Annotated in this window: 14 protein-coding genes; all 14 read left to right on the plus strand. The window is 61.6% G+C overall.

From position 1 onward, the window contains the following. Positions 1-39: 39 nt before the first annotated feature. The 14 genes from HNQ60_RS00805 to HNQ60_RS00870 all read left to right on the plus strand — a co-directional run bounded on the left by HNQ60_RS00805 (position 40) and on the right by HNQ60_RS00870 (position 16,536). Complete coding sequence (locus HNQ60_RS00805) at positions 40-468, plus strand: VOC family protein (protein WP_184329122.1); 429 nt, start codon at positions 40-42, stop codon at positions 466-468. Between the two features lie 71 nt (positions 469-539). Beyond that, on the plus strand, positions 540-989 hold the full coding sequence (locus HNQ60_RS00810; RefSeq protein WP_184329123.1) for a hypothetical protein: 450 nt from the start codon (positions 540-542) through the stop codon (positions 987-989). Between the two features lie 16 nt (positions 990-1,005). Further along, a complete protein-coding gene (locus tag HNQ60_RS00815) occupies positions 1,006-1,644 on the plus strand; it encodes an FMN-binding negative transcriptional regulator (RefSeq protein WP_184329124.1) in 639 nt (212 codons plus the stop codon). A gap of 92 nt (positions 1,645-1,736) precedes the next feature. Then, positions 1,737-3,953: a TonB-dependent receptor gene (locus HNQ60_RS00820; protein WP_184330145.1), complete on the plus strand. Its 2,217-nt coding sequence runs from the start codon at positions 1,737-1,739 to the stop codon at positions 3,951-3,953. A gap of 116 nt (positions 3,954-4,069) precedes the next feature. Beyond that, a complete protein-coding gene (locus tag HNQ60_RS00825; protein ID WP_184329125.1) occupies positions 4,070-5,626 on the plus strand; it encodes a sugar ABC transporter ATP-binding protein in 1,557 nt (518 codons plus the stop codon). Then, positions 5,623-6,609: an ABC transporter permease gene (locus HNQ60_RS00830; protein ID WP_184329126.1), complete on the plus strand. Its 987-nt coding sequence runs from the start codon at positions 5,623-5,625 to the stop codon at positions 6,607-6,609. Before HNQ60_RS00825 ends, HNQ60_RS00830 begins: the two co-directional genes overlap by 4 nt. Before the next feature lie 113 nt (positions 6,610-6,722). Further along, complete coding sequence (locus HNQ60_RS00835) at positions 6,723-7,808, plus strand: substrate-binding domain-containing protein (protein WP_407676427.1); 1,086 nt, start codon at positions 6,723-6,725, stop codon at positions 7,806-7,808. A 19-nt stretch (positions 7,809-7,827) separates the two neighbouring features. After that, on the plus strand, positions 7,828-8,784 hold the full coding sequence (deoC, locus tag HNQ60_RS00840) for a deoxyribose-phosphate aldolase (protein WP_184329128.1): 957 nt from the start codon (positions 7,828-7,830) through the stop codon (positions 8,782-8,784). A 21-nt stretch (positions 8,785-8,805) separates the two neighbouring features. Further along, on the plus strand, positions 8,806-11,199 hold the full coding sequence (locus HNQ60_RS00845; RefSeq protein ID WP_184329129.1) for an aldehyde dehydrogenase family protein: 2,394 nt from the start codon (positions 8,806-8,808) through the stop codon (positions 11,197-11,199). A 4-nt stretch (positions 11,200-11,203) separates the two neighbouring features. After that, on the plus strand, positions 11,204-12,148 hold the full coding sequence (gene rbsK / locus HNQ60_RS00850; protein WP_221303954.1) for a ribokinase: 945 nt from the start codon (positions 11,204-11,206) through the stop codon (positions 12,146-12,148). Positions 12,149-12,258: 110 nt separating this feature from the next. Next, positions 12,259-13,173 carry a DMT family transporter gene (locus tag HNQ60_RS00855; protein ID WP_184329130.1) on the plus strand — a complete coding sequence of 305 codons (915 nt, stop codon included), beginning with the start codon at positions 12,259-12,261 and terminating at the stop codon, positions 13,171-13,173. Between the two features lie 145 nt (positions 13,174-13,318). Further along, positions 13,319-13,735, plus strand: coding sequence for a VOC family protein (locus HNQ60_RS00860; RefSeq protein WP_184329131.1), 417 nt, complete (start codon positions 13,319-13,321; stop codon positions 13,733-13,735). 405 nt (positions 13,736-14,140) lie between these two features. Beyond that, entirely contained in the window at positions 14,141-15,523 is a 1,383-nt protein-coding gene (locus HNQ60_RS00865; RefSeq protein ID WP_184329132.1) for a DUF4062 domain-containing protein, read from the plus strand. Next, positions 15,520-16,536: an AAA family ATPase gene (locus HNQ60_RS00870; RefSeq protein ID WP_184329133.1), complete on the plus strand. Its 1,017-nt coding sequence runs from the start codon at positions 15,520-15,522 to the stop codon at positions 16,534-16,536. The genes HNQ60_RS00865 and HNQ60_RS00870 overlap by 4 nt, the downstream gene beginning before the upstream one ends. The last annotated feature ends 2 nt before the right edge of the window (positions 16,537-16,538 follow it).

The raw sequence follows: 16,538 nt of genomic DNA on the forward strand, positions 1-16,538 counted from the left end.
GGGTCACGTCTTGCACGCGCCAACCGCCAGGAGGAAGGAATGGAAACGCAGGAACTGCACAGGGGTCGACTGATCGACCACGTTCAACTCGTCGTCCGGGATCTGCCTGCCTCGCGGAAATTTTATGAGGCGATCTTCAAGAGTCTGAGCATTCCCATCGGCGGCAGCGGCGACGAATATTTCTGGGCTGACGAACTGTGCATTTCCAACGCGGGTTGGGAGGGCGCACGCGGAGAGCTGACGGGCCGCCACCATCTTGCGCTCCAGGCAGACAGCCGGGCCGTGGTCGACGCGTTCTACAAGACAGCTCTGGCCAACGGCGGCAAGGACAACGGCGCGCCCGGAGAGCGTCCTTACCATCCGGGTTACTACGCGGCGTTTGTGCTGGATCCGGACGGCAACAACATCGAAGCTGTGTACCACGGTGAGGCCAAGCGCAATGCGCGCTCGGTGAAGATTACGTTCTAGATCGTCTCGATGCGCGATTGACACGCCGGGAAGCGGCGCCGATCCTTTGCCGAAGGAAGGGAGGGGTGTCGGTGTCAGACAATCAATCGGCGCGAAGCGGGTCGGCCCCCTGGCATCTGTGGGTCGTCGGCGTTATGGCGCTTCTCTGGAACGCATCCGGTGTCTTCCTTTGGGCCGGTTCGACGTTCGCGGCTGACGCGTTCCTCGAGGGAATGCCGGCAGCACATCGCGACTACGTGAGCAGCTTGCCTTTCTGGAGCACGCTCACGTGGGGCCTCGGCGTCGTGGGCGGACTCGTGGGGGCAATCCTGCTTCTGCTGCGCAGTCGATTCGCCGTACCGGCGTTCGCCGCTTCATTGTTCGGGGCGATCGCGAACACGATGGTATACATCACGAATCCGCCGCCGGAGGGCTTCTTCAATCTGCCGCTGACGCTCTTCATCGTCGGCTTCGCGCTTTTTCAGCTCTGGTTTGCCAGTTCGATGCAGCGTCGTGGCGTGCTGCACAGCGTGTCGAATTAGCCACAGTGCATTGGCAATGTATATCCCCAAACACTTTGCAGAATCCCGTCCCGAGGTCCTGCATCGCCTGATCCGCGAACATCCGCTGGGCATGCTCGTCACGCATGGCGGCGATGGGCTCGATGCCAACCACTTGCCGTTCGACCTCGACTCCAACGTCGGACCGCATGGCCTATTGCGAGGGCATGTCGCTCGCAGCAATCCGCTGTGGCACTCGGTGGAGAGCGGTGCGAATGTGCTGGTCGTGTTTCGGGCAGAGGAGGCCTACATCTCTCCGAACTGGTATCCGAGCAAACACGAAGCTCACAAGCAGGTGCCGACATGGAACTACAGCGTCGTGCATGTTCATGGGCGGATCACCATTCACGACGACGAGAAGCACGTGCGCGGCGTTGTCGCCCGATTGACCAGAGTGCACGAGGGTTCACGGAGCGTTCCCTGGAAGATGACGGATGCGCCGCCGGACTACATCGATGCGCTCCTGAAGGCGATCGTGGGAATCGAAGTCGAAATCACCCGGCTGGAAGGCAAGTTCAAGCTCAGCCAGAACCGCGAGACGCGCGATCGGGTCGGCGCCGGCGAAGCATTGATTGCCTCCGGCAAAGTCGCGCTGGGCAAGGACATGCTCCGAATGGAATCGCCCGACGACCCATAGCCGGGTCGGTGTGCCATGCGAGCGGCGACAGGTGTATCCTCGCCGGGCATCAGGGGTCGCGAAACAATAAGCGGGAGCCAGCATCCATGAACATGCGCAAACGGAAAGCCATGACGTGCGGGGGAAATACGATTCTTCTGGGGGCGGCTCTTGCGTTGCCGCTCGGAGCAGCATTCGCGCAGGCACCGCCGGAGCTCGAAGTGGTCGTCGTCACCGCTGAGCGACGCGCTGAAGACATCCGTGACGTGCCGATCTCCGTTTCGACCGTGAGCGGCGAGAATCTCGATGTTCTCGCGTCCGGTGGCCAGGACGTGCGCCTGCTGGCTGCGCGCATTCCCAGCCTCAACGTGGAATCGTCGTTCGGCCGAGCCTTTCCGCGCTTCTATATTCGCGGCTATGGCAATACGGACTTTCGACTGAACGCATCGCAGCCCGTTTCGCTGATCTATGACGAAGTCGTCCAGGAAAATCCCATCCTCAAGGGCTTTCCGATCTTCGACGTCGACCAGATCGAAGTGCTGCGCGGACCGCAGGGCACCCTGTTCGGCCGCAACACGCCCGGTGGCGTGGTGAAGTTCGACTCGGTCAAGCCGTCGAAGGAATTCGGCGGCTATATCAACGCATCCGAAGCCACGTACAACACGGCCAACATCGAAGGCGCGATCAACGTCCCGCTGGGTGCGAACTGGTCGGCCCGCTTCTCGGCAATGTACCAGCACCGTGACGACTTCGTCGGCAACGCGCTCACGGGCGAAGACGATGTCTATGAAGGCTACGACGATCGCGCCGGACGCGTGCAGTTGATGTACGACCCGGGCGAGACGTTCAGCGCATTGTTCAATGCGCACATGCGCAGCCTGGATGGCACTGCACGATTGTTCCGCGCCAACATCATCCAGTCGGGCAGCAACGACCTTGTCAGCGGGTTCGATCCGGACACCATTTCGATCGACGGTCGCAACGAACAGGAGCTGAACATCTACGGCGGCAACATCCGGTTGCGCTGGGACTTCGGTAATGTCGCGCTGTACTCGATCACGGGTTACGAAACGCTCGACACTTACAGTCGCGGCGACATCGACGGCGGTTATGGCTGCGGATTCTGCGGTCTGCCGAACGGCCCGGGCTTCATTCCGTTCCCGAGCGAAACAGCCGACGGTGTTCCCTCGCTCGATCAGTTCACGCAGGAGCTGCGCCTCGAGTCGCAGTCGGACGGTGCGTTCAACTGGCAGGCGGGCGTGTACTACTTCGATGAGGACTATGACATCGAGAGCTTCGCCTATGACAGCCTCGGCACCGGCGCGCAGACGCAGTATCTGCGCTCGAATCAGACGAATACGGCGTACGCGCTGTTCGGCTCGATCAGCTATGCAATGACCGATGCGTTCGAGCTGAGCGCCGGCGTTCGCTACACCAACGACGAGAAAGACTTCGTAACGGGCGTGCCGGAAGGCTTCACGTTCCCGGATCCGACGTTGCCGACGACCGCGAGCCTCAGCGACAGCAAAGTGAACTGGGACGTGAGCGGCACGTTCGCGATCAACGACGCTGTCAATCTCTACGCGCGCGTCGCGACGGGTTTCCGCGGCGCCAGCGTGCAGCCCGCGTCAGCGTTCGGCAATCAATCCGTCGCGGAGCCGGAAAACAACACTTCCGTTGAGGTCGGCGTGAAAGCTGATCTGATGGATCGTCGCGCCAAGCTGTACTTCAATCTGTATCGCTATGAAGTGAAGGATCAGCAGCTCACCGCCGTCGGCGGTGCAAGCAACGCCGTGCGATTGTTGAACGCGGACAAGACGGTGGGTCAGGGCGCCGAGCTCGACTTTCAGGCGTACCTGACGCAGAACCTGCTGGTGACACTGGGCGCGAGCTACAACGATACCGAGATCGAGGATGACGATATCGCGGTCGGCGTCTGCTTCGCGTGCACTGTCACGGACCCGATCGTTGGCGGCCTTGCGGTCATCGACGGCAATCAGCTGCCGCAGGCGCCCGAATGGATCTCGAACTTCACGCTGCGCTACGGCATCCCGCTCGGCAACGGCGAGCTGTTCGCCTACACCGACTGGGCATATCGCAGCGAGGTGAACTTCTTCCTGTACGAGTCGGTCGAGTTCACCGGCAAGGAACTGCTCGAGGGCGGCCTGCGCATCGGCTACAACTGGAGCGACGGCAAGTACGAAGTCGCGGTGTTCGGCCGCAACATCACGGACGAGGAGATCGCGGTCGGCGCCATCGACTTCAACAACCTGACGGGGTTCATCAATGAGCCGCGGACGGTGGGTGTGCAGCTGAAGGCGAACTTCTGAGGTTGTGAGAAGAGTGATTCCGTCATTCCCGCGAAAGCGGGAATCCATCTGTGAAAGGCATGGACTCCCGCTTTCGCGGGAGTGACGGAATCAGTTCCACAGCCACTTCCAATTCGATGAACTCCCCGGCTCAGCTTTCCCCTCAGACGCCGCTGGTCCGAGTCAGCGGCGTCACGAAGAGCTTCGGTGGTGTGCACGCACTGCGCGGTGTCGACCTCGAAGTCTTTCCCGGTGAAGTCCACGCTCTGCTCGGTGAGAACGGCGCCGGCAAGTCGACGCTGATCAAGATCCTGAGCGGTGTTCACAAGCATGACAGCGGCCGTATCGAGATCGCCGGTCGCGAAGTCAGGTTCGCGTCGCCCGCTGAGTCGCGCGCTGCAGGTGTTGCGGTCGTCTATCAGGACCTGAGCCTGGTCGAATCGCTCTCAGTCGGGGCCAACCTGATGCTGGGGCGTGAACCGCAAACCCGATTCGGCTTCCTCAAGAAGCGCCAGCTCATGACCGAGGTGAGCGCGTTCCTGCGCGAGCACGGGATTCCGCTCGATCCTCGCGCTACAGTCGGCTCGCTGCCATTCGCTTACCGGCAGATGACGGAGATCTCCAAGGCGTTGATGGGCGATGTGCGAATCCTGATCCTGGATGAGCCCACTTCGGCGCTCACCGAGGGCGAGGAAAAGATCCTGTTCGATGCCGTCCGCACCGTAACGCAGCGTGGCGTCGGCGTCATCTATGTCACTCACCGACTCAACGAAGTATTCCGGATTTCCCAGAACGTAACGGTGTTTCGCGATGGCGCGAATGCTGGGAGCTTCGTGACGGCGAAGACCGATATGAAGCAACTGGTCACGGCAATCGTTGGGCCAGGGCATGCGGCGCTGGGCGCTGACGCGCCTATCCAGAAGACACGGGAGGTTGCTGTGTCGGCCTCCAAGCCAGTGCTGACGTTGTCCCGCGTGACGAACGATTGTCTCAACTGCGTCGACCTCAATGTGCACGCCGGCGAGATCCACGGTCTGGCGGGCCTGATCGGCAGCGGACGAACCGAGATTCTCGAGACGATCTTCGGGCTTCGGGCCGTCGAGCAAGGTGAGATTCGGATCGAAGGCGTTGCGCTCTCGAACAGAAAACCACGCACCGCCATCGAGCAAGGCGTTGCGCTGGTGCCCGAGGATCGGCAAGTGCAGGGGCTCGTACTGGACCATGCAATCGAGCGAAATCTCACGCTGCCACGACTGCCGCACTTTTCTCGATTGGGCTGGCTCGATCGCATCGGCGCCATGACGCAAGCAAGAGCTGTCGTGAGCAAGCTCGCGGTGAAGGCGCCGAGTGCTTCCACTGTCGTCAAGAATCTGTCGGGCGGAAATCAGCAGAAAGTCGTGTTCGGCAAGTGGCACCAACCGCGCCCACGCGTTCTGTTGCTCGACGAGCCGACTGTAGGTGTCGACGTGGGCGCGCGAGAGGAAATCTACGCGCTGGTAAATGAGGCCGCCCGGTCCGGCACGGCAGTGCTCGTCGTATCTTCCGACTTGGCCGAGTTGCTGCGCCTGTGCGACCGTATTTCCATCGTTGCCGACGGTGCGATTGTCGAGACGGTCGGGCGCGAAGCAATCGACGGTACCGAGGCGCTTCATCATCTGATCCAACTTCCGCGAGCCGCGGCACAGGCATCATGACGGAATCCAGCTCCACGACAGTCGCAGCTGCGGCACCACCCCGGGCGCGCCAGCTCGTGAGTCAGCTCTTGCAGGGCGATCAGCCGTACATGCTGTACGTCGCGTTCGTCATCATGCTCGTCGTCTTCAGCGCGGCGTCGCCTCACTTCCTGTCGTTCGATAACTTCCTGAATATCGGCCGGCAGACGGCGCTGGTGTCGATCATGGCGGTGGGCATGACGTTCGTCATCATTGCGCGCCAGATCGATCTGTCCGTCGGCTCGACCCTCGCATTGTCGGGAATGTGTGCCGCGCTCGCGATGGCCCATGTGTACGACAGCTGGCTGGTCGGTGCCGTGGCGGGAATCGGCACGGGCGCTTTGGTCGGATTCATCAACGGCGTGCTGACGACTCGCCTCGCGATCCCCTCGTTTCTGGTGACGCTCGGAACGCTGAGCGCAGCACGGGGATTGGCGATGCTCATCACGGATACGAAGCCCGTGATCATCACCAGCGACCCATATATCGAGCTGTTCGGCGAGACGACATTCCTCGGGATCCCGGCACCGATCGCCTGGACGCTGCTCGCGATCGTCATCGGCATTCTGCTGCTGCACTTCAGTATCTACGGCCGGCAGATCTACGCGGCGGGCGGCAATCCGACCGCCGCATTGTATTCAGGCATCAACACGCGGCGCGTCACGACGCTGGCCTTCGTGTTCACGGGCATGCTGGCCGGGCTCGCGGCGCTGGTTCTGTCGGCCCGTTCCCATGCCGCGCGGCCGGACGTCGTTCAGGGGATCGAGCTGGATGTGATTGCCGCTGTGATTCTCGGCGGATGCAGTCTGTTCGGCGGCCGGGGCTTCATCCTCGGGACCGTACTGGGCAGCCTTATCATCGGCACTCTCAATAACGGCCTGGTTTTGCTGGGGGTCAGTTCATCGCTCCAGCTGGTCATCAAGGGCGCTATCATCGTGGCCGCGGTAGCCTTCACCAAACGGTGATCGAGCCGCTATCGCTTCGGCCCACATCGCACCGGCATAAGGGATCACTGGCCATGAGCAGACGACCGAAACTCCGATCCGCCCTGATTCTGGCGGGTGCGCTGACGTTCGCGATGACGGGGGCCTACGCACAGGCACCGAAAGGGTGTGCAACCGGACTCGATCTCGCAACGCTGGGGCCGAAGACGATCATTGGCCAGGGGCCAAACGGCGAAAAAGCGGCTTCGGTCGACCAGTTGCAACTGACACCGGATGAGATCGCGAAGATCAAGGCGGGCAAGTTCCGCGTCGGCATTACGATGCAGACCGTGAATCTCGACTGGTCGCAGCTGCAGGTACAGGGAATTACCGACACGCTGAAGAAGTACGGTGTCGAAGTCATCGGCGTGACCTCGGCTGAATACCAGGTCGACAAGCAGATCGCCGATATCGAGAACACGATTCAGCGCAAGCCGCACGGGATCATTTCGATTCCCGTCGACGGCGTCGCCACCGCCGCTACATATAAGAAGGTGTCGGCTGCGGGCATCAAGCTGGTCTTCATGGACAACGTGCCGGCCGGCCTCAAACACCCGGAGCACTATGCCTCGATGGTGTCGGCCGACAGTCAGGGCAACGGCTGGATCGCTGCGCAGATTGCGGCGTCCTGCATCAAGCAGGGCGGCAAGCTCGGCATCGTGCATTTCGGAGTCGATTACTTCAGCACCAACCAGCGCACGAAAGCGGTCAAGGACTGGCTCGCCAGGAATCGTCCTGACATCAAGATCAAGCAGGTCGACTTCACGGATCCGTCGAAGGTCTCGCAGATCGCTGGCGACTTCCTCACGGCCAATCCCGATGTTCAAGCGCTGTTCGCTGTGTGGGATCAGCCCGCGCTGGACACGATTTCGTCGATGCGTGCGCAGGGCGTGAATATTCCGATCACGACGGTGGATCTCGGTCTGCAATCGGCAATCGAGATCGCGAAGGGTGGTCCGCTCAAGGCGACGGGCTCGCAGCGTCCGTACGATCAGGGTGTCGCCGAAGCGCTCGCGATGATGAAGGCGCTCGTTGGCAAGACGCCGCCGGCGTGGGTCGGCGTGCAGTCGCTGCCAGTCGTGCAAGGCAACGTGCTCGAGTCGTACAAGACAGTGTTCAAGAAGGAACCGCCGAAGGAACTGGTGGCCGCTTGCAACAAGGCGAAGCCCGCCTGCAAGTGAGTCGCGGCTGGAAGATTTTATGACGACCATCGATCGCAATCCCGGGACCGTGCTCACGCCGGAATGGTTCGAGTGCATCCAGGTGAATCTCTCGGCCGCCGAGCGTCGTGCCGCTACGCTCGGCACGCGCCGCACGGTGAAGAAGGAATACCAGGCGGCGTGGCTCGTGAAGGCAGTCACGTGCATCGACCTGACGACGCTCGCTGGTGATGACACGCCGGGTCGGGTTCACCGGCTTGCAATGAAGGCGCGCCGGCCGATTCGCGATGACATCGTTGCAGCGCTCGGCTTGTCTGATTCGCCGCCAACTGTCGGTGCGGTATGCGTCTATCCGACGATGGTTGCACCGGCAGTCAAAGCACTCGCCGGGTCGGGAATTCCGGTGGCCTCCGTCGCGACAGGTTTCCCGGCAGGACTCACGCCGTTGCCGCAGCGTCTCGCCGAGATTCGTTACGCGGTGGGAGAGGGCGCTGCCGAGATCGATATCGTGATATCGCGTGCTCACGTTCTGACCCAGAACTGGCAGGCGCTCTACGACGAAGTGAAGTCAATGCGCGAAGCGTGCGGTGAAGCGCATCTCAAGGCGATTCTCGCGACGGGCGATCTGAAGACGCTGCGCAACGTCTACAAGGCGAGCATGGTGGCGATGCAGGCGGGTGCGGACTTCATCAAGACGTCGACGGGTAAAGAGGATGTGAACGCGACGCTGCCAGTGGGCCTCACGATGCTTCGCGCATTGCGTGACTACGGTGAGTTCACAGGTCATCGCATCGGGTTCAAGCCAGCGGGTGGACTGCGTACCGCGAAAGATGCGCTGACCTGGCTGTCATTGATGAAGGAAGAGCTGGGGCGGCCGTGGCTCGAGCCCGAACTGTTCCGCATCGGTGCGAGCTCCATGCTCGGTGACATCGAACGCCAGCTCGAGCACTACGTAACCGGACGCTACGCGTCGATCTCGCACCACGCGATGGCCTGATCAGCAGAACCAGAGAAGCCGATGACGAATATCAAAGAGTTGCTGGTCTCCATGGATTACGGCCCCGCACCCGAGGTGAATGACCATGTGAAGACCTGGCTCAGCCATCACGGAAAAGGCGTTGGCCACTACATCGGCGGTGCGTTCGTGCCTTCTTCGGGAGGCGGCAGCTTCGAAGTTCACAACCCGGCGAATGACACTGTGCTCGTGCGCGTCGCCGAAGGCACCGCTGCTGATATCGATAACGCCGTCGCTGCTGCACGCAAAGCATACGGTGGCTGGTCGAAGCTTACGGGCCATCAGCGGGCACGACACCTTTACGCACTTGCGCGGCTCGTCCAGAAGCGCGAACGATTTCTCGCCGTGCTCGAAAGCATGGACAACGGCAAGCCGATCCGCGAGTCGCGCGATATCGATGTGCCGCTGGTTGCAAGGCATTTCTATCATCATGCCGGTTGGGCGGAGCTGGCTGAGACCGAGTTTCCAGATCATGCGCCGCTGGGGGTGTGCGGACAGATCATTCCCTGGAACTTCCCGCTCCTCATGCTCGCGTGGAAAATCGCGCCGGCGCTTGCTGCGGGCAACACAGTGGTGTTGAAGCCCGCCGAATTCACGCCGCTCACCGCGCTGGCGTTTGCGGAAATCTGCCAGGAGGCGGGCCTGCCGCCGGGCGTTGTGAATATCGTGACGGGGGATGGCGCTACGGGTGCCGCGCTCGTTGCTCATCCCGATGTCGACAAGATTGCGTTCACGGGCTCGACGGAGGTCGGCAGGCTCATCCGGCAGTCGACCGCCGGCACGGGAAAGAAGCTGACACTCGAGCTCGGCGGCAAGTCGCCGTTCGTGGTGTTCGAAGACGCTGATCTCGATGCAGCGGTCGAAGGTGTCGTCGACGCGATCTGGTTCAACCAAGGCCAGGTATGCTGTGCCGGCTCCCGCTTGCTCGTGCAGGAGGGCGTCGCCGAGCGCTTCTACGCGAAGCTTCGGGCGCGTATGGAAACGCTGCGCGTCGGCGATCCTCTCGATAAGTCCACTGATATCGGTGCAATCGTCGCACCGGTGCAGTTACAGCGCATCCGCGAGCTCGTGGCCAAAGGGCAGGCCGAGGGTGCCACGCTCTGGCAGCCAAAGACGCAGATGCCCGGCGCTGGATGCTTCTTTCCGCCGAGCCTTTTCACGGAAGTCGAGCCGGCGTCGACGATCGCTGAAGTGGAGATCTTCGGACCGGTCGCTGTATCGATGACGTTCCGTACTCCAGGCGAGGCGGTGGAGCTTGCGAACAATACCCGCTACGGACTGGCCGCGTCGATCTGGTCGGAGAATCTCAATCGCGCGCTCGAAGTGGCGGCGAAGGTGAAGGCGGGCGTCGTCTGGATCAACTGCACGAACCTCTTCGATGCCGCGTCGGGTTTCGGCGGTTATCGCGAAAGCGGCTTCGGGCGCGAAGGCGGTCGCGAGGGAATGAGTGAGTACCTCGTCCACAAGGCAGAGAAGAGTGGCGTCGCAGGTAAGGACTCACCGGCATTAGTCCTCTCAGCGTCGCCGGCAACGGATGCGCACGCGGGCGAAGCAGTCGCCATCGATCGCACTGCCAAAATGTACATCGGTGGCAAACAGGCGAGGCCGGACGGTGGCAACAGCTATGCAGTTCATGGTCCCGCCGGCTCTGTTGGTCTTGCGGGACTCGGCAATCGCAAAGATGTCCGCAATGCCGTGGAAGCAGCAGCGAAGGCCAGCGGCTGGGGCGCAGCGACCGCACACAATCGTGCGCAGGTGCTGTACTACGTCGCTGAGAATCTCGCCTCGCGCGCATCGGAGTTTGAAACGCGATTGCGCACGATGACGGGTTGCACCGCCGATGCGGCGCGAGATGAAGTCGCACTCGCCGTGCAACGCACCTTCTGGTACGCCGCCTGGGCTGACAAGTTCGATGGTGCCGTGCATGCCACACGCACGAGGAATGTCACGCTCGCGATGTATGAGCCGTGGGGCGTGATGGGCATTGCGTGTCCCGATGAGGCGCCGCTGCTCGGGTTCGTTTCGTTGGTGATGCCGGCGATCGCAATGGGCAACCGTGTCATCGCCGTGCCCTCATCACGGCATCCGTTGGCGGCGACGGATCTCTATACTGTGTTCGATACGTCCGATGTGCCGGACGGTGTCGTGAACATCGTGACTGGCGAACGCGACGTGCTGGTGAAAACGCTCGCGGAGCACGATGAGGTTGCAGCGGTCTGGTACTTCGGTTCGCAGGTGGGCAGCGCGATGGTCGAGAAGGCTGCCGCCGGCAATATCAAATCGACCTGGGTCAACTACGGCCGAGCACTTGCATGGACGGACGCCGGTGCCCAGGGTCGTGGTTTCCTGCGCCGCGCGACACAAGTAAAGAATATCTGGGTGCCTTACGGCGAGTGACGGAATGGCTATGACTCAACGCAAGCCGCGCATCGCAGTGATCGGCAGCAACATGGTCGATCTTGTTACGTACGTCGACCGCATGCCCGCTCGGGGCGAAACGGTCGAAGCGCCGAGCTTCGAGATCGGACACGGTGGCAAGGGCGCCAACCAGGCGATCGCAGCCGCGAAACTAGGTGCCGAAGTGCTGATGGTGACCAAGGTCGGCGACGATATGTTCGCCGACAACACGATCCGCAACCTGCAGAAGTTCGGCGTCGACACAAAATACGTCGAGCGAGTCCCCGGGAAGCCGAGTGGTGTGGCGCCGATCATGGTCGAACCGTCGGGCGAGAACTCGATCCTGATCGTCAAGGGCGCGAACGCCGATCTTTCGCCAGCCGACGTGCAGCGTGCGGCAGCAGATCTCAAGACTTGCGACCTCATCCTGCTCCAGCTCGAAGTGCCACTCGAGACTGTCTATGAGGCGCTGGCTTTCGGTAAGGCGAACGGAGTGAAGACGCTGCTCAATCCGGCACCGGCAACGCCTGGGCTCGACCGAAGCAAGGTCAGCGAAGCGAGCTTCTTCGTGCCGAACGAGTCGGAGCTGGCGATTCTCACAGGCATGCCGGTCGAGACGGAAGCGCATATTGCCGATGCCGCGAAGAGCCTGGTCGCGCAAGGCGTCGGTACAGTCATCGTGACAATGGGTGCGCGTGGCGCGCTGCTCGTTACGAAGACGCAGGTCGAGCGCATTGAGCCGATCAGCGTGAAGGCTGTGGATACGACTGGCGCAGGCGATGCTTTCGTCGGGAGCTTTGCGCGGTATTTCGCGGCCGGTGAGTCGCTGCAATCAGCGCTCGGTCGGGCGGTGCGCTACGCCGCGGATTCGGTCACACGTCGTGGGACGCAGAAGGCGTATGCGACGGAGGCGGAGTTTGCGAAGTTCTGCGAAGGGCTCGGCGGCTGACAGCCACTGGTCATTCCCGCGCACGCGGGAATCCATCTTGGCTCCAAGGCGTGTATTTCCGCTTTCGCGGCAGTAAGCTCCCGTATTCTCTCATCAGCAATATCAACACTTTGGCGATTCCCCACCCCACGGACCACCGCCCGGTCCTCGGCATCTCGTTCAAGCTCGCTTCGGTCTGCCTGTTTGCCGGGATGACGGTCTGCGTGAAGTTCCTGGGACGGGAGATCCCGGCCGGCCAGACGATCTTCGTCCGCGGCCTCGTCTCGATGCTGGTTCTTGCGCTGATCGCATGGCGCACGAACGCGCTGCATTTGCTGAAGACGAACAACTGGCAATCGCACGCACGCCGTTCGCTCTCGGGCACGGCCAGCATGTTCTGTCTGTTCAACGCGCTGACGATGATCCCGCTGGCGGACGTCACCGCCATCTCGTTCACGACGCCGATGTTCATCACGGTTCTGGCGATGATTTTTCTCGGCGAACGAATTCATCGCTTTCGCTGGACCGCGCTCGGGTTCGGATTCCTCGGCGTCATCATCATGATCGGCCCGCATCTGACTTTCGACGCAGAAGCCACCCCCGGTGTGCTCACCGCGTTGGGTGGTGCGCTGTTCTCCGCGGTCGCAATGATCTTCCTGCGTCGCATGAGCGGCGGAGAGCATGCAGTCACGATCACGTTCTATTTCTCGCTGACATTCACGATCTGCGCCGGGCTCACTTCGCTGCAGGGTTGGCCGATGCCAACGCCGATGCAGTGGCTGTTCATTCTGGGCGCCGGCCTGTTCGGTGTGTTTGGCCAATTGCTCATGACGTACGCCTATCGTTACGCGGAGGCGTCGACGATTGCGCCGCTCGACTACAGCAACATGATCATGGCTGTCGTGCTGGGGTATTTGTTCTTCGGCGAGATTCCGACTGTCTATGTCTGGATTGGTGCACCGCTCGTCGTGGGTGCAGGCCTGTTGATCCTGTGGCGTGAGTACGCGCTGAAGAAACAGCTGAGTTCCACGCCCGCCGAGAAATAGCGCGGTCGAATTGCATACTTGACGCCAATCGCAAACAGCTGCGAAGGAGTGCGTTGCGTCATCGGAACCCATCGCAACGGAGCACGTTCCCTCAATACGCTTACGTGGCGATCACATCAGTCGACACTGACAGGAGGGCGGCCGGATGACTACATCGACCAACAACGGCAGTGCGCATGACTTCGTCGAGTCGGTGCACGGAGTTCGATATCACACGAAAGACGTCGCGCGAGCCGTGGCCTTCTACACGACGCATCTGGGCTTCGATCTCAAGCACCGTCAGCTGCCGGCATTCGCGAACGTTTCATTCGGCGACGTGAGCATCCTGTTGAGCGGGCCGGATGCATCCGGCTCGCGGCCCATGCCGGATGGGAAGCATCAGGAGCCGGGTGGGTGGAATCGTGTCGTGCTCAGGGTAAAGAACCTGCTGTCGTTCATCGACGAACTGAAGAGCGCAGGAATTCGGTTTCGCAACACCGTCGAATCCGGCCCGGGCGGAAAGCAGATTCAGATCGAGGATCCGGATGGGAATCCGATCGAACTGTTCGAGCCCGCGAGATAGGGCCAGCTACGCGCAGAAGGCTCTGATGCGTTCGAACTCGCGATAGGCGAAGGCGGCAGCACCGTCAGTGCGAGCAGGCGGGGAGAGACGTCGAGATGGGAAAGCCGGGCGGACGTTCTGCAGGTCCGGCCAAGGCGGCCGAAACGCCTTGGACAATCCCTGGCCGGCCATGCCGGTCTCATCCTAAAGGACCAATTATCCTAGCTGACAGATGAGACAGAACCGAGGGCCGTGACACTATAAAGATGATTCCGGGTATCAGTCCAAAGGGTCAATGGAGCCGGCCCCGGACACGCCCCACCACCGCATGACACTTCAGTCGCTTGCTTTCCACCATTCCGCGCGGATACTCGTATGGTGGAGCGCACGCTCCAGGTATGGCACGCACGGAACCGGCAAGCGGGCATGGCTATAAGACCACGCAGGGTGTTCATTTCGTTTACCGCCGAAGATTTGGGCGCCCACGCCGACAGCGTGGTCGACGTGTTGCGGCAGATGGAATGGATTGCGATCGATCACCGAGACTGGGCTCCTACCGGTGAGCGCAGCGTCGCCGCATGCCGGAAGAAGCTCGAAGAGTGCGACATCGTTGTACTGCTGGTCGCGCATCGCTACGGCTGGGTACCTCCTGTTCGACAGGACGGCGACGGTCGCACCAGCATCACCTGGCTGGAGTATCGGTGGGCCCGTGAACTCGGCAAGCCGGTCGTGCCGCTGCTCTCCGACCCCAAGGGATCTTGGTCCGTCGCGTGGCTCGAAAAGTGCTTTGAAGCCACGCGGCAGACGGAGATCGCTGAGTTCCGCGCGGAAGTTGGCGAAACCATCGCTGCCTTCTTCACGGAGGAGCCGGGTTCGGTCCTGCAGAAGCTGGAAGCCGGCCTGAGGGCAGCGGCTGAGAACATCGAGCACGCGCGTGCCAACGCACTTGGGGCCGGCGATCGGCAGCGTACCCTCGCGACGATTCTGCCGCGGAAGTTGCCATACCTGTGCGACCGAAGTCTGCAGTCCTTCATTCTGCGTCTCAGGATTGCCGAACACATTCGTTGGAACCCCACGCGCCCGTTGCTATGTGTCGTTCACGGCGATGCCCGTGAGGCACATGCACCATTTGTCGAGCGAGTCGAAGAACAACTGCTGCCCGAACTGCTGCCGCGTGTGCAGTTGCGTGGAGAGAGTCGGTTTGCCTATCTCGATCGCCTCGAGCCCGCGGAAGTGGATGCCTTCGCGCGCGGGTTGCGGATGGAGATGGGCGACAAGCTGCAACTGCAGTTCGCGAACGACCGTGAGCTGATCGAATCGTTGCAGGATTCGCGGCTTGGAGCCCTGATCGCCGTTGTACAGGTGCGCGCAAAGGAATGCAGGCGCGCACCGGCGGCGATCTTCGACGCTATTCATGGCTACTGGCGCAACTTTCCGGCGACCGCCAGGCAGATGCTGGTGGGGTGCATCATCTCGGTGAAGTATGACGACGCCGAACAATCCGGACTCATGAGTTGGCTGCCTGGCACCAAGCGCGAGCGAGCGCGCGACGCGATCCGCCTTGCCCTACGCGAGCTGCAGCAACGCAACGGCACGATGAGCCAAGCACCGGTTTGCGTTTTGCCCGAACTGCAGTCGGTGACCAAGCAGGATCTCGAGCAATGGGTGGGTACGGTGCGCACCAAACTGCCCCGGCATTTCGCTGAAAGCGACTATGTAGAAATGTTCGGCCACGCTGATGTTGCAACGATGGATGCGGTGATCAACTACCTGCAGAACTGGATCGGCCAGAGTGTGAACACAGCATGAGCGACTCAACGATCAAGGGCGACTTCCCTTTCATTGGCATTGATGCCGTCCCCCCAGGAGAACCACTCGACCTGCCTGCTCCCGATATCGAGAGGCAGGACGATCCCGCCGGCTATCTGCTGGACCAGCCGCTGGTTGATGCCATCAACGTGGCACTACTGCTCGGACGGCCGCTGCTTCTGATGGGCGATGCAGGGACCGGAAAGACCCAGCTAGGGCACCGCCTGGCCTGGCAGCTCGGGTTCGGTAAGGCGCTCATCTTCAATACCAAATCGACCAGCGCGGCGCGCGACCTGTTCTACGCGTTCGACACGTTGCGCCGATTTCATGCCGCTCAGACCGGGGAGGGCAGCACCAACAACCTCGACTACCTCACTTACAACGCACTCGGCGAAGCGATCTTGCAATCACATCCCCGCAGCGCAGTGGCCAACGTGCTCCCGGAAGGGTTTGAGCACATTGGCCCGCGCCGCTCAGTGGTGCTGATCGACGAGATCGACAAGGCGCCCCGCGACTTCCCGAACGACCTCCTACATGAAGTCGACAACATGTCCTTCCGCATCCCTGAGTTGCGCAACGTGGAGGTGAAAGCAGCCAGGAACATGCGTCCTGTGCTGGTGCTCACCAGCAACTCGGAAAAGAACCTGCCCGATGCGTTCTTGCGGCGTTGTGTGTTCTACAACATACCGCTCCCGGAGGGCGACCGGCTCGTGAGGATCGTGCGACAGCGCGTGGGCGCGTTTGCGGACGGCACCTGCCCGCTCCTGGAAAGCGCACTCTCATTCTTCAAGACGGTGCGCTCCCGCCTCTTGCGCAAGACACCCGCAACCGCGGAGCTGATCAACTGGCTGCATGCATTGACCGCCGCCGGCGCGCGCAGCGATCAGACACTCAAGGAGGCTGCACCTGCGCTCAAGGCCAGCATCTCGACTCTCGCGAAGACTCGCGAAGACGCCGACGAGCTCGCTCTGCTCGTGAAGGAGTTCCTGGGCGAGAAGACGGCGGCGAACTAACC

Origin of the sequence: Povalibacter uvarum (genome assembly GCF_014202975.1) — a bacterium.
Lineage (GTDB): Bacteria > Pseudomonadota > Gammaproteobacteria > Steroidobacterales > Steroidobacteraceae > Steroidobacter > Steroidobacter uvarum.